Annotated in this window: 10 protein-coding genes; 5 read left to right on the top strand and 5 right to left on the bottom strand. The window is 67.8% G+C overall.

Translation table 11 applies throughout. The features are described 5' to 3' along the window. Window positions 1-331 precede the first annotated feature (331 nt). From pglX to WMF31_RS22145, 3 genes are all read left to right on the top strand, one after another. The gene (gene pglX, locus WMF31_RS22135; protein WP_436603853.1) at window positions 332-4,294 is read left to right on the top strand and encodes a BREX-6 system adenine-specific DNA-methyltransferase PglX; all 3,963 of its coding nucleotides are present in this window, start codon (window positions 332-334) and stop codon (window positions 4,292-4,294) included. Between the two features lie 51 nt (window positions 4,295-4,345). Then, a complete protein-coding gene (locus WMF31_RS22140; RefSeq protein ID WP_436603854.1) occupies window positions 4,346-4,474 on the top strand; it encodes a hypothetical protein in 129 nt (42 codons plus the stop codon). 121 nt (window positions 4,475-4,595) lie between these two features. After that, the gene (locus WMF31_RS22145; RefSeq protein WP_436603855.1) at window positions 4,596-4,880 is read left to right on the top strand and encodes a hypothetical protein; all 285 of its coding nucleotides are present in this window, start codon (window positions 4,596-4,598) and stop codon (window positions 4,878-4,880) included. Window positions 4,881-5,081: 201 nt separating this feature from the next. On the opposite strand, the gene WMF31_RS22150 is transcribed toward WMF31_RS22145, so the two are convergent. From WMF31_RS22150 to WMF31_RS22165, 4 genes are all read right to left on the bottom strand, one after another. Then, window positions 5,082-6,245: an IS481 family transposase gene (locus tag WMF31_RS22150; protein WP_129346352.1), complete on the bottom strand. Its 1,164-nt coding sequence runs from the start codon at window positions 6,243-6,245 to the stop codon at window positions 5,082-5,084. A 222-nt stretch (window positions 6,246-6,467) separates the two neighbouring features. Further along, window positions 6,468-7,601 carry an IS1 family transposase gene (locus tag WMF31_RS22155; protein WP_436603856.1) on the bottom strand — a complete coding sequence of 378 codons (1,134 nt, stop codon included), beginning with the start codon at window positions 7,599-7,601 and terminating at the stop codon, window positions 6,468-6,470. A 349-nt stretch (window positions 7,602-7,950) separates the two neighbouring features. Further along, on the bottom strand, window positions 7,951-8,769 hold the full coding sequence (locus WMF31_RS22160; protein ID WP_436603857.1) for a hypothetical protein: 819 nt from the start codon (window positions 8,767-8,769) through the stop codon (window positions 7,951-7,953). Window positions 8,770-9,306: 537 nt separating this feature from the next. Then, on the bottom strand, window positions 9,307-9,609 hold the full coding sequence (locus WMF31_RS22165; RefSeq protein WP_436603858.1) for a hypothetical protein: 303 nt from the start codon (window positions 9,607-9,609) through the stop codon (window positions 9,307-9,309). 740 nt (window positions 9,610-10,349) lie between these two features. On the opposite strand from WMF31_RS22165, the gene WMF31_RS22170 reads away from it, so the two are divergent. Then, window positions 10,350-11,501, top strand: coding sequence for a hypothetical protein (locus tag WMF31_RS22170; RefSeq protein WP_436603859.1), 1,152 nt, complete (start codon window positions 10,350-10,352; stop codon window positions 11,499-11,501). A 151-nt stretch (window positions 11,502-11,652) separates the two neighbouring features. Further along, window positions 11,653-11,937 carry a hypothetical protein gene (locus tag WMF31_RS22175; RefSeq protein ID WP_436603860.1) on the top strand — a complete coding sequence of 95 codons (285 nt, stop codon included), beginning with the start codon at window positions 11,653-11,655 and terminating at the stop codon, window positions 11,935-11,937. Window positions 11,938-12,224: 287 nt separating this feature from the next. Here the strand turns inward: WMF31_RS22175 and WMF31_RS22180 are convergent, their stop codons facing one another. Next, a complete protein-coding gene (locus WMF31_RS22180) occupies window positions 12,225-12,848 on the bottom strand; it encodes a hypothetical protein (RefSeq protein WP_436603861.1) in 624 nt (207 codons plus the stop codon). Window positions 12,849-13,104: the final 256 nt, after the last annotated feature.

Raw genomic sequence — 13,104 nt, forward strand, 5'->3', positions numbered from 1 at the left:
CCTGAGGACGAATGCCGAACGGTTCACTCCTGGACCGCGGAATCAACCCGACGAGCACACGGGCGCGACCGCCGGGAGTCGCAGGGCCGCTGGGTGGGCGCGTTCACGACCCGGACCGCCGGGTTTCCACGCATCCGGCTCCGCGCCGGGCTTCTCGGTCGGTCGCCTCGCGGCACCGTCCCCGCTGTTCCGTGGAATTTCCTCCTGGTAGCCTGCCGGGAACGCGGCGGCGGACGTGCTCGGGGGGTGGCCCCGGGACCGAGCCGACCGCGGCGCTCGCTGCATCTCCCACGAGCGCGCCGCCCGCGCGGCGCGCCGCTGCATGACCTCCATGACCTCGACCTTGCTCACCAGCGACGCGAAGGAAGCCCTTCGCAAGACGGTCCGCGCGCTCCGCGGCAGGCTCATCGACCAGCTCACCGAGGCGGCGCGGGGCGAGTACCGCCTCGACGTCGCCCTCGCCAAGGCCCAGCTCCCGGAGGCGCGCCGCTGCCGGCGCGAGCGCCTCGAGGCGTGGCTCGACGAGCAGGCGCGCAGCGCCCGCGCCCCGAGGGACAGGAAGGCCGGCAAGGGCGCGGGCGCCGAGCTCCGCCAGCGGTTCCTGCAGCAGGCCGCCAGGGAGGCGGCGCACACGCTGCTCAACCGGCTCGTGCTCGTGCGCATCCTGGAGCACCACGGCGTGCTCCGCCCCGCCGTGGTCACCGGCGGCTTCGGCAGCCCGGCCTACGAGCAGGAGTTCGTGCACTACGCCGGCCCGCTCGCGGGCGACGACACGCGCGGCTACCGCGCCCTGCTCGAGGCGGTCTTCGCCGAGCTCTCGCTGGATCTCCCCGGGCTGTTCGGCCCCGTGGGCCTGACGCCGCTCTTCCCCGTGCCCGCCGCCGTGCTGCGGGAGGTCATCGACGCGCTCAACGACCCGGCGCTCGCCTCCGCCTGGGGCGACGACACCACGCTCGGCTGGGTCTACCAGTACTGGAACGACCCGGAGCGCGAGCAGCTCGACGCCAAGATCGCGGGCGGCGGCAAGATCGAGCCGCACGAGATCGCCAGCAAGACGCAGATGTTCACCGAGCGCTACATGGTCGAGTGGCTGCTCCAGAACAGCCTCGGCCTGACGTGGCTCTCGATCTGCCGAAAGAACGGCTGGACGGCGGAGGCCGAGGCGGTGCTGCCCGCGCTCGAGGCGCGCCGCGCCGCGTGGCGGGCCAAGCGCGAGGCCGGCAAGGTGGCCCCCGACGCGCTGATGCCGGTGGAACCTGGGCTCGAGAGCGCGTGGAAGTACTATGTGCAGCAGCCGATCCCGGAAGATGCGGTGGAGAGGGCGCCGTCGTCGATCCGGGAGGTGAAGCTGCTCGACCCCGCGTGCGGGTCTGGGCACTTCCTGGTGATCGCCTTCGACCTGCTCGCCGCGCTGTACCGCGAGGAGGCGAGGCACCGGGGCGAGGTGTGGACGGACGAGGACATCGCGGAGAGCCTCCTCGCGAACAACCTGCACGGCATCGACATCGATGCGCGGGCGATCCAGATCGCGGCGGCCGCGCTGGCGCTCAAGGCGAAGCTGTTCGCCCCGGAGGCGCGGCTCAGCCGGATGAACCTGGTGGCGCCGAGCCTGCGGCTCGGGGACCTGCCGGACGACGATCCGGCGCTGCTGGCGCTCTGCCGGGAGCTGGAGCGAGAGGCGGGCATTGCCGAGGCGCTCACGCGCAGGCTGGTCAAGGGGATCGCGGGGGTCGATTACCTGGGATCGCTGCTCAAGGTGGACGTGGCGATCCAGGAGGCGCTGAACGAGGCGGCGCTGGAGATCGAGCGCGGCAAGCCGGGGCAGGGCGACCTGTTCCAGGGGTTCGCGGTGCAGCGGGTGGCGGTGTCCCCGGAGGCGGCCAGGGAGACGGTGCTCGAGAAGCTCGAGCGATTCCTGGAGGCGCACTCGGCCTCGGAGGACCTCGGGCTGCGGCTGCACGGGGAGCAGGTGGCCGCGGGGGTGAGGTTCGTGCGGCTGATGAAGGAGGGGAGCTACGATGTCGTCGTGGGGAATCCGCCGTACCAGGGGCTGAGCAAGACGACGCAGTTCGAGTATGTGGCGAGGCAGTATCCGCGGGGGAAGGCGGATCTGTATGCGGCGTTCCTGGAGCGGGGGCTGGAGCTGGCGCGGGAGGGCGGCATCTCCGCGCTGCTCACGATGCGGGGGTGGATGTTTTTGGGGCAGTTCTCAGAGCTGCGGAAGCACATCGTAGAACGGCAGGATCTACGCCTGCTGGGTGATGTGGATCGCGGCGCATTCGAGGATGTTCCCGACGAGGTGCTCGCAACGGTGATGTCCGTGCTACGGCGCGCAAAGCCTGGAGCAACATCTTCTGTTGCCGTTCAGCCAACGCCGCTCGACGATCGCTCGCGAGATTCGGAGCGCACTGCGCGAAAGCGGGCGGCGCTCCTCGTGCAGGTGGGGCGCTACGAGTTCGACCCGAAGGGCTTCGAGGTCATCGAGGGCGAGCCCATCGTGTACTGGTGGACGAAGGAGCTCCTCGAGCGGTATGCGAACGCAACAAAGTTGAGCTCCCTTGCGGATCTTCGAGAAGGACTTGGCACTCGCGACGATGTGCGTTTCGTTCGATTTGTTTGGGAGACCCGCTCGTCTGCAAACTGGGCTCCATTTATCAAAGGGGGAGCTGGACTAACCTGGCGTGAACCACGGCGCTTCATGGTTCGCTGGAAGCACAACGGCATCGAGATCGCAAATTTTCCAAGAAGCCGATTTGGACGCGGGGCCGATAGATATTTTCGACCGGGCATTGCATTTACGACCATCGGAGCATCGTTCTCGGCGCGACTCCACGCCGCACCCAGCATCATTGGAGACATGGGAGCATCTGTTTACCCACACAACATCGATAGCATGCCGCTAGTGCTTTGCTCGTTGAACGCCAAATCGAGCAGAACAATCATCGAATCACTAAATCCTACGGTCCATTTCCGTCTCGCCGACGTGGCCCGTCTACCCGTCTCGACTCTAGCGGGTGCAGACACAATCGTCGAAATGATTGGGCAAGCATATTCAGTTCTTACATCGACACAGGAAACGTGCCCGGAGTTCAAGCGCCCCGGCCCCTCCCCCTGGCGCTACGCCCAGGACTGGGCCCAGCGCGCCGTCGATCGCCCCGAGGGCGCCCCGCTCCCGCCCTACGAGCCCGCCCTCGACCCGCCCGCCCCGGAAGCCCACGTCTCCTTCGCCCTCGGCGTCGCGCTCGGCCGCTTCGGCGCCGGCGGCGAGGGCGTCCTCGACGCCGCGCCCCAGGACGCCCTCCCCGCCGGCATCCTCTTCGTCGGCCCCAGCGACCACCTCCCCGACTCCCTCCGCCACCCCGCGGCGGCTCCCCTCCTCCGCGCCTGGGAAGAGCACCAGCGCGCCCTTCTCGGCGCCGGCAAGAAGCTGCCGTTGCGCGACTGGCTCCGCAAGGACTTCTTCACCTACCACAAGGCCCTTTACGAGAACCGCCCCATCTACTTCCCGCTGAGCAGCGAGAAGCGCAGCTTCGTCGCCTGGGTCAGCATCCACCGCTGGGCGGACAGCACCCTGCAAACCCTGCTCGCCGATCACCTCCACCCGCTGCTCCGCCAGCTCGACGGCGAGATCAACGACCTCGCCCAGGCCCGCACCGGCAGCGACAAGAAGGCCGCCATCGCCGCCGAGAAGCAGTACACCGCCGTCAAGCGCCTGCGCGACGAGCTCGCCGGCTTCATCGACGCCACGAGCCAGTGCGCCGAGCGCGGCGCCCCGCCCACCGACCCCGCCTGCCCTCCTCGCGCCGAAGACGCGCCCTTCCGCATGGACCTCGACGACGGCGTCATGATCAACAGCGCCGCCCTCTGGCCCCTGCTGGCCCCGCAGTGGAGCGACCCCAAGAAGTGGTGGAAGCAGCTCTGCCTCGCCGACGGCCGCAAGGACTACGACTGGTCCCACCTCGCCCGCCGCTACTTCCCCGCCCGCGTCGAGGACAAGTGCCAGAAGGACCCGAGCCTCGCCGTCGCCCACGGCTGCTTCTGGAAATACCACCCCGCCAGGGCCCACGCCTGGGAGCTCCGCCTCCAGGACGAGATCCGGCCCGACTTCACCCTCGACGAGCCCGGCTCCGACGACCTCCGCGCCCGCTTCCTCCACGACCACCCCGCCGAGGCGCGCGCCATCGAGGCCGCCGAGCTCAAGCGCCGCGAGCGCAAGGCCGCCAAGGCCGAGGCCGAGGCCGACGAGCCCGCAGAGGCCGACGCGGGCACAGCGGACGACGAGGACGAGGGCTAGAGCGACAGACGGATCGAAAAGGCAAAGCTGGACAGCAAGGGCGAGGTGCTCTTGCGCTCCTCCAGGAGCGCCCTCCGCGTCCGCGCCGAGGACGAGGAGATCGAGCTCATCGCGACGCAGATCCGCGCGACGTCGCGCGGGCGGTTCCGCATCGTCGAGCGGCTCTTGCGGTTGAATTGACATGCCAGCTCCCGCCGGCGCCGCCGGGTGGCATGCGGGACCCATGCCGGATGCTGACCGGGCCGTGAGCGCATGGTGGTACCGGCATGCGCCGTGCTATCCGCGAGGAACGAGTAAGGAGATGCCGGCGACCGTCTCCGAGCCGGCAGAGGCTCCCGGCTGCCTCTCCCAGACCGTCTCCGAGCCGGCAGAGGCTCCCGGCTGCCTCTCCCAGACCGTCTCCGAGCCGGCAGAGGCTCCCGGGAGCCTCTCCCAGACCGTCTCCGAGCCGGCAGAGGCTCCCGGCTGCCTCTCCCAGACCGTCTCCGAGCCGGCAGAGGCTCCCGGGAGCCTCTCCCAGACCGTCTCCGAGCCGGCGGAGGTTCCCGGCTGCCTCTCCCAGACTGTACGAGCGGAGCCCTGGTAACAGTTCTGACCGGGAGCAGCGGTGACACTTCCTTGAGCTACGGGCCCCTGCTCCGGGAGGACTGGGAACAGGGGCCGGATCCTCGTCGACGCGACACGCTCACCGCGCTCTCTCGGACCGCCAGGATCTATACACGAACCGCTTCCCGCGGTCTCGGTACACGCGAGCCTCTCCTCACGTTCCGGCGTGAGTGCGCGCAGGTCACCGTGCCTTGGCGAGCTGCAGCTCCTTGTTCTTCAAGGTGACCTGCGCGAGCAGAACCGGCCCGTAGTACAGCTCCCAGACGTCGTCGGCGATCGGAAGCAGCCCCACGGGTTCGTTGGCGATCAGCTTGGAAACGAAGGTGTTCGCGCCACCGAACTGAAGCCGACCCATGTCCCCCACGCGTCGCACGGCCATCGTGTCCGGATACTCCGGCGAGGAGGGCTTGCTCGGCATCGTCCGCCGCGACGGCGTGTAGCGCGAAGCCGGCGTCCTCTGGCCGAGCGCCTCGTGAGGCCGCTGGTCATTGTACTCGTGCCGGAAGCGGTCGAAGACGCGCTGCTGCGCCGCGAGCGTGGCTTCGGGCGGCGATGTCGCCTCCGCCTTCAGCGTCTTGTGCATGCGCTCGTGCCGGCCGTTCTGCTGCGGTTTGCCGGGCTCAATGCGCTCGGGAACCACGCCGAGCTTGATCCAGCTCACCGACAGCGCCGAGAGCCCTCCAATGCCCTGCGTGGCGAACGGCGGGCCGTTATCGGAGCGGATACGATTCGGCAGCCCAAACTCGCGGAACGCGCGCTCGAAGTGCGGCCGCACCGAGGCCTCGTCCGGCTTCGCTACGCCCTCGCATTTGAGCAAGTACCGCGACGCCTGGTCCGTCAACGTCAGCGGGTGGCACCGGGTCTTGTCGCCAAGCGCGAAATGCCCCTTGAAATCGGCGCACCATGTGTCATTAGGCTGCTCCGCTGGAGCCAGCGTCGACGGCATCGCTGACGTCGGCATCACCACGCGGCGCCGCCGGGGCCGGATCAGCCCGTGTTTCTTGAGCAGCTCGCCGATGGTGCTCGTCGCCGGCAGCCCCTCAAGGCCCATGCTCTCCAGCCGGGCGCGCAGCTTCTTCGGACCCCAGGTGGGTCGCTCCTTCCGCAGCTCGACCAGCGCGTTGACGATCGCCGCTGGCGTCGCATGCGGGAACGTGTGCGCCACGGGCCGCCGCTCCTCCAGACCACGAGGTCCGGCTTGCTCGTAACGCTCCACCCACTTGTACCCCGTCTTCCGGCTGATGCCGAACCGTCGGCACAGCTCCGCGAACGTCTCGTCCGACTCGTTGACCTGCGCGATGAACTGAAGCCTCTCGTCCACTGAACATGTCTCTTTCCAGGGCACCAGCGATCCTCCGTCGCCGACCCTCTACGACATGTGTCACCCAGGCTCCCGGTCCGTCCGGGTGCTACCCAGGCTCCCGGTCTGAACCGTTACCCAGGCCACCGGTCCGTACCGACCGTCTCCGAGCCGGCGGAGGTTCCCGGGAGCCTCTCCCAGACCGTCTCCGAGCCGGCGGAGGTTCCCGGGAGGTAGTGGCCAAGTTTGGCCAGCCGCTTGATCTGGCTAAGTTTGCTCCTCCCCCGGCGGATCCCCGAACAGCGACAACTGCACCGGCTTCCTCGGCTTCGGACGCCAGGAGAGCAGGTCGAGTTGACCGGTCGGCTCGACGGGGGCGTGGGCGCTCTGGGTCGCGGCGACGGGCACCGGGGCGGGCGGATGTGGCGCAGGGCCAGCGGGCGGGCTCGGTGCGGCGCTGCCCTGGACCACGCGCAAGAACCCGCGTCCTGCCGGGAGCTCCCGGGCCGCTCCCTCCGGCTTCACGTGGGCCAGCGGCCTGGCGATGGGCTTCTCGCTCGGCGCGTCGGACATGAGCGCGTCGAGCAACTCCTCCAAGCCCCACACGTGGTCGGTGATCCCCGCCTGCATCGCCGGGGTCACGCGGAGCGTCTTCACGACGTGGCAGAAGTTGTAGTGCGTGTAGGCGAGCGCGACGGCCGCCCTGTGGTTCTCCATCTTCTTGGAGAACGCGAGGCAGAGGCGGCGCAGGCGGCCGTTGACGTGCCGCATGGTGAGGTTCAGGCGTTCGGAGTGCGCCGTGCTCGCCTTCGCCATGTCGGGAGCGCCGAAGACCGCCCGCTTGACGATGAACGGATCGCGCGGCGGCTCGTACCGATGGTCCGGCCCACGGCGGCTCCCCTTGCGGTAGTGCTTCACGGTCTGCGCGAAGGTGCTCGATGGGCCGAAGCTCGTCCCGACGGACGACACGTACGGCGCGAAGCCGTCGCTCGTCATGAGCTGCGGCATCACCACGAGCCGCGCGCGGAGGTCTTCGATGAAGCGGTCGGTGCTCTCCTGGTCCCGTTTGCCGACGTAGAACGAGACGCAAAGCCGGCTCGACACGTCGATCGCAGCGAAGATCCACCCCTCGCCGACATCGACTGCATCTTCGGCCGGGTCCACGCGGTGAGGCTTCTTCGCGACCCACCCCCAGAGTTCATCGAAGGTGATCAGCGAGCAAGACAGGTCCCGCACGCGCCGGTTATGAAGGCGGGCAGCGCCCTGCCCGGCTAAGAGAGCGAAGCGGTTGATCGTCGGCCGGCTGACGCCGGTCATGCGCTCGGCCGCGCGCTCGCTGTTGCCGTCGACCAGGGCCGCGAGCACGGCAAGCTGCCGCTCGAGTGGGAGCACGTTCGCCACGGGACCCTTGCCTTTCTCCGGCGGAGGGCCCAGGATCCGGTCTGCCAGGACGTCGGACGGGTCGCACCGCTCGGCTTCTGCCGCCTCGCTTCCGGGTGCAAGCCGGAGGCGGGGCGTTTTCGTCTAAGGTCCTCTGATTATACGGCTTTTCAGCGGGAAAACTGCTCGAAACGGCTCGGAAGAGGGGGCGCTAGGACAGCAGATGTCATAGCCGCGGTGGCACGTTGCGCGTGGAAGGCGCGACAACCTGCCACCGGCGGCGAAGGTGCGCGGCCTGGCAGCCGAGCGGCTACATGGCACCAACGCCGCTCGGCCGATCTATCGCGTCGGAGTGACTCGCACGGGTCGCCTAGTCAGATGGACCGAGCACGCGAGCAAGCCTGCCGAGAGTGTGAATCTCCACCGTAACCCGTAGAGGGTCGACGCCCCAGCCTGGCATAGACGGCCTGGTGGCAAGGTCGTTTACTTCCATCAACCGCAGTAAGCGAACCGGGTTTTTGGTACCTTCAAGCACACTATCAGCATCTTGCAGTGACTTTGACCCTCCGGTAAACATAAGCACACGCCACGGGATTGTTGGCCAGTCGTCTTCGTGGTCGCCGGCAGAGAAATCTTGATCAAAAGCGACGAGCATGCAACGGTCCTCCTTGCACGCGCTGAGCACCCATGAAACCACTTTTCTCAGGTCTGCAAGTTCGTTTCCAGAGAGCTCAGCGAGAACGCGAGTAGTACCACGAAAGAACGCGTCCGGTGTTTTCTGCTCGCCAACGTACTCGCGAGCCAACACCGCGAGAGGCGACACGGCCGCTGGATCTACTGCATCAAGAAGCGCGCGCACCGATCGAAGGATCGTCTCACGGACGAACGGTTCTTCTTGGTGCGCGTCGATGAGTCCGGCAATCTCCTCGGGCGTGGTCTCGTCGTCGCCCTGGCCGTGCAGAAGTCCGTACCACCACTTTGTGGTTTCGAGTTCCTTCCACCTGCAGGCGATGCCAAGTACCGTCGTCAGCGCCCATGGCAAGAGGCTGGCTCCGCCCGAGATGGCGACCATGCCAGATCCGGCGCCTGACGCTGCCGCCACTCCAGCGCTCGTACCAGCGGAAATCAGCGCAGCAGCCGCATCCTTCACCATCGTTCTCGCTCGCTCTCGCTTCTCGCGGTCGTCCATGCGCACCATGGTACACCAGGACGCTCCCCTGCTCTATGCGGCTCGGCAACATCGGTCGCTGCACCCCGGGCCGGCGCTTCGACGTAGCCATCGCGGAGCGCATGCCTCGCGCTCTACCCATCACTGGAACGCCGTCGGCGCCCTCCGCCCCGCAGCCGCCTCCCGTGGCGCCCGTCGCGGCTCCCTCGGAGCCGGAGCCCCCGCCGCCTGCGCCGGGGCCGAGGCGGGCGGTCCAGTTGAGCCTGTTCGGAGATCCTGAGTAATTTCGCCTTGTTTGTGGGTCGGCCGCGAAATACACTACGCGATGTTGCGCGAGGTAGGTCTCGGCCGCTGCGGGTGGCCGCGGAGATGGCCAAGATGTCGGGTGGATGTCATCGCGGTCCGACCACCTCGCGGTGGAGGGGATCGCTATGGGTAAGCTTGTGTATCGGGTTGTAGCGACAATCTGTCGGCGGCTGAAGAATGCGTGCTGTATGGCGAACACGGGGCGTGAGGCGTCGGCTTATTCTCGCCGTCGAACACGCCTTAAGCTCGATTCTACAGGCCGGATTCGTGCGGAAAGGCGATCAGCGGGTGCATGATGATCAAGGCGGCTGGCCCACGCTCGCCAGGAGGGCCCATCTCGACCACCCACCCAGCTTTCATGTAGCGCCTAGCTACCTCCGCCCAGATGCGCTGGTCTAGCTTTTTGTCGCCAGGAAGCTTCGACCAGCCTGTCCACATCGGCTGGTAAACATGCCCCCGCTTCTCTTTGAGTTCGGCGTCTATAAGCGCCTCAATGTGGGTGAGGGTCTCGTTGTCGTCCGCGTTGAGGCGCTCAACGTCATCCGGAGTGATCATGACCTGCCCTGCGCCCGCGAGGGGCCGTGCGAGGGCCTCTCCCTTGACGGCGGGTGCGCCATCAGGCACCCCTTCGGAGGGTGCGCGAGAGCGCTCCGCCGATCGAGGGGTCGGCGACCTGAGAGGCCGGGTTGCAACCCCGGCCTTTCGCTTTAGACAGCGTCTTTCGGCCGACGCGTCAAGCAAGAATCTGCTCGGCCGTTCAGAAGTGACGTGTCAGAATTCTGGCAATACTGGAACTGGTCAGGGCTCGCGCCTAGGAAGCAGAGGGAGCCGCGTTCCTTGAGCTCCTCAGCCGGAAGCTGCGCGCGCAGGTCCGGAACCCGGCGCAGCACATGCAGCCCGAAGCGCGCGCAAAGACCGGCGGGGCGGCGAAGAAGCGCGGCGAGCGAGGGCTACTCATCGGGCTCGTACGCACATCTGGACCCGGGCGTCGAGTACGGCGGCCCAGGGGCGCTCGCGGTTCCAGGGGTGTGCCTGGAACGGGTCGAGGTACCGTCGGCGGTTACGGTCAGGTCGGCCTCGCGCCGTGGCAAGCCGATGGCCGGCGCCGCCGCGTCTGCGATGTGCGCAAGGCGTCAAGGCGCGAAGCGCGGCGCAGGTGCTGACGCGTTCGTTCCTTCGGACGCGAAGCACTCGACGAACGATCTGCGCTCGCTTACACTTCAGGCATCGCCGGCCGGAATGGGACGGCTCGCGACTCGGTTGACTCCGGGCCGAATGTATCGCAGGGGGAACGCGTGACCGACGCGGGCGACAGCTTTCTGGAGCTCACCTTCGACGGCGGGCGCTTCGAATCACACTCCGTGCCGGTGAGCGTCCTCGCGGAGTTCGGCACGATGCAGGCGATCCTCCTGCGCGTGGCTCGCGAGCTGTGGCTGCGCGACCACAAGGAACGCGAGCGAGTACCGCGGGGCTTCACCGAAGCCGCACAGCTTAACCTCGTGGCCTCGCGTGAGAGCAGCTACACCGCCGTTCTCCGCCGCTCCGAGCCCGCACATGGTCGCGATGCTTCGTCCTTCGACTACGTCTTCGAGCAGGCGCTCGATGTCACGGTTCAGGCTCTTGCCGCGGCAGCGAACGACAACGCGCAGATCCCGGCTGACTTCCCACGCAATCTGCTCGACCTACTCGGCAACCTCGGGCGTCATCTTGGCAAGGGCGAGGAACTGCGCATCCGTGGCAAGACGAGCGAGACGGTGGCCCGCATCGACCAGAACTCGCGAGGACGCCTTGCGCTTCTCACGAAGCGTCCACTCGAGTCCGATGTTGATTTCGAAGGCGAGGTCGAGAGCGTCGACGACTCGGGCAAGATTCGGGTTCGCACCCGGGACGGAGAACGGATCGAGGTTCCATTCGGTCTTCATCGTCGCGAGGAGCTCGGGCTCGCGTTTCAGCAGCGTCCGATGGTGCGCGTACGCGTGCGCGGTGCGATGCAGCTCCAACAACGCAGGATGACGACCGTCGAGGAACTCGAGACCGTCGACGACGAACGCGCGCCCGACGTAAAGAAGCTTTGGGACCGGCTGAAGACTCTGGAAGAGGTGCCCGATGGGTGGCTTGATGGCGACGGAAAGAAGCCCACCGAAGAAGTGATGGCCTTCGCGCGTCTCGTGCTGTCACGCCTCGTGGTTGACCATCGCTCCATTCCGCGCCCCAAGGTGTTCCCGACTCCCGACGGCGGCCTTCAAGCCGAATGGGTGCTCGGCTCATGGGCGGCCGAGGCGCGATTCAGCCCATTGAGTGGCTATATTGTGCTTGAGGCCACTAACGCCGACACCATGGAGGAACGCGAGCACCTCCTGGCGCCTGGCGATATTTCGGTGGATGATGCGACCACCCTTGCAGATTGGCTTTCGGCGATGATGCCGGCGGAGGACGCGCGTGTGTGACAAGAACGGCCCGGAGATCAAGGGCGTTAAGGTAGTTCTGCTCCGGCATGTCTACCCGAATTGGCTACAAGAAGATGGCGAACCGAGTAGCCAGGCCTTTTACCCGTGGCGTGACGTTGACCAGGGCTGCCTATCGGTGGATCGAGACGACATGACGACTCCAGAGAAGGCGCACGTCCTGTTCACGACCCAGCCCCCCAAGGGGTTCGGCGTGGTCTCCGCCGGTGTCTGGGGGCTCTCACTCGAGGAAGTAACCGCGGCCGGCGTCTCCACGTGGTCCGATCCCGTCGAGGCCACTGAGAACAAGCCCGCGAACCCAGCGCACGCCCTCGTCGAGTTCGAGGGCAAGAGCGACAAGGCGAAGCAGAAGATCGGGCGAGCACTCAAGCTGAAGGCGATCGCGCGCGGTCGGCTGCACCCTCCGCGCGCCGCCTGAGGGGGAAGGAAGGTCGGAGCGTCGACCGACCCCGCATCGGCCACCAGCGCCATGGCGGCACTCTCGGGCAGGACCTCGCCCGGGGTGCGCCCTTCGATGCGGGCTACTCGTCGCTGCGCACGTAGAGCCGGCCCAGCGCGTCGAGCGCCTGGACGCGCCGAGCGCCTGCTGGAACGCCTCGCGGTCGCCCCCGCGTCTTCGCGCTCATCTGGGCGTCGAGGACGGCGGCCCAGAGGCGCTCGCGGTTCCAGGGGCGCAAGCCGGGGCAGCCGTCGAGTGCTGGAAGGTCAGACGGCAGCGAGGCGCTTCGCGGCGCGCGCCCGGCAGCGCTGCAAGGTCCACTTGCCGGCGCGCTTGTGCATGCCTGCGTCGACGGCTGCCTCGTGGGCGAAGCGGAGCGCGCCGCCGACCCCGAGCATCGCGAGCAGGAAGCGCTGGGCCTTCGGGGGTTCCGCGCGGATCTCCGAGGCAAGCTCGAGCGCGGGCTCCACCTCGTACGTGCGCGCCTCAAGCAGCGTCTCCCCGCCCTCGCGGACGTGGCGCCGGAAGACATCCTTGAAGCGCTTGCGGTTGCTCACCATGCGCCAAGCCATCGTCCGCATGTACCCGCCGATCTGCCCGTCGCGCTCGGCAGGGTCCGCGCAGAGGGCAAGGGAACCATCGGCGATGTTGCGGTACGTGAGGCAGGCGCACTCGAAGGCGAAGTCCTCGACGTCGCCGGAGGGCAGACCGCGGCGGCGCAGGTACGCCTCGACACGGGCGACCCCGTGCATGAGGGCGCGCCCGATGGCGTCCTTGGTGTGGCGATCGAGGTGCGGCGGGGCGGTGGTCGGACGGGTCCCGGGGTTCCTCGGTGGGCGCTTGGGTGCACCGGTCCCTTGGCCCGATCCGCGCGGATCGGTAGGCTGCATGTCGTCGGCTCCGTGTCAGCGGTGTCGGCCACGCGGCCCGGGGTGCTTCCAACACCCGCGGGCCGCACTACTTCGGGCCGAAGCCTAGCGACGAGAGCCGGCCATCTGGCCAAACTTGGCCAGTTTCACTCAACCTTGGCCACTACCTCCCGGGAGCCTCTCCCAGACCGTCTCCGGTCCGGCAGAGGCTCCCGGCTGCCTCTCCCAGACCGTTTCCGAGCCGGCGGAGGCTCCCCGCTCCCGGCCCAGATGGCGA

The organism is Sorangium sp. So ce1036 (assembly GCF_051369805.1).
GTDB classification, from domain to species: Bacteria; Myxococcota_A; Polyangia; order Polyangiales; family Polyangiaceae; genus Sorangium; species Sorangium cellulosum_F.

Excerpts from the sequence above, each read along its gene's own strand:
- WMF31_RS22145 (WP_436603855.1), top strand. The coding sequence starts at position 4,596 with ATGCCGGCGACCGTCTCCGAGCCGGCAGAGGCTCCCGGCTGCCTCTCC.
- WMF31_RS22165 (WP_436603858.1), bottom strand. The coding sequence starts at position 9,609 with ATGATCACTCCGGATGACGTTGAGCGCCTCAACGCGGACGACAACGAG.
- WMF31_RS22175 (WP_436603860.1), top strand. The coding sequence starts at position 11,653 with ATGACGACTCCAGAGAAGGCGCACGTCCTGTTCACGACCCAGCCCCCC.
- WMF31_RS22180 (WP_436603861.1), bottom strand. The coding sequence starts at position 12,848 with ATGCAGCCTACCGATCCGCGCGGATCGGGCCAAGGGACCGGTGCACCC.
- pglX (WP_436603853.1), top strand. The coding sequence starts at position 332 with ATGACCTCGACCTTGCTCACCAGCGACGCGAAGGAAGCCCTTCGCAAG.
- WMF31_RS22160 (WP_436603857.1), bottom strand. The coding sequence starts at position 8,769 with ATGGACGACCGCGAGAAGCGAGAGCGAGCGAGAACGATGGTGAAGGAT.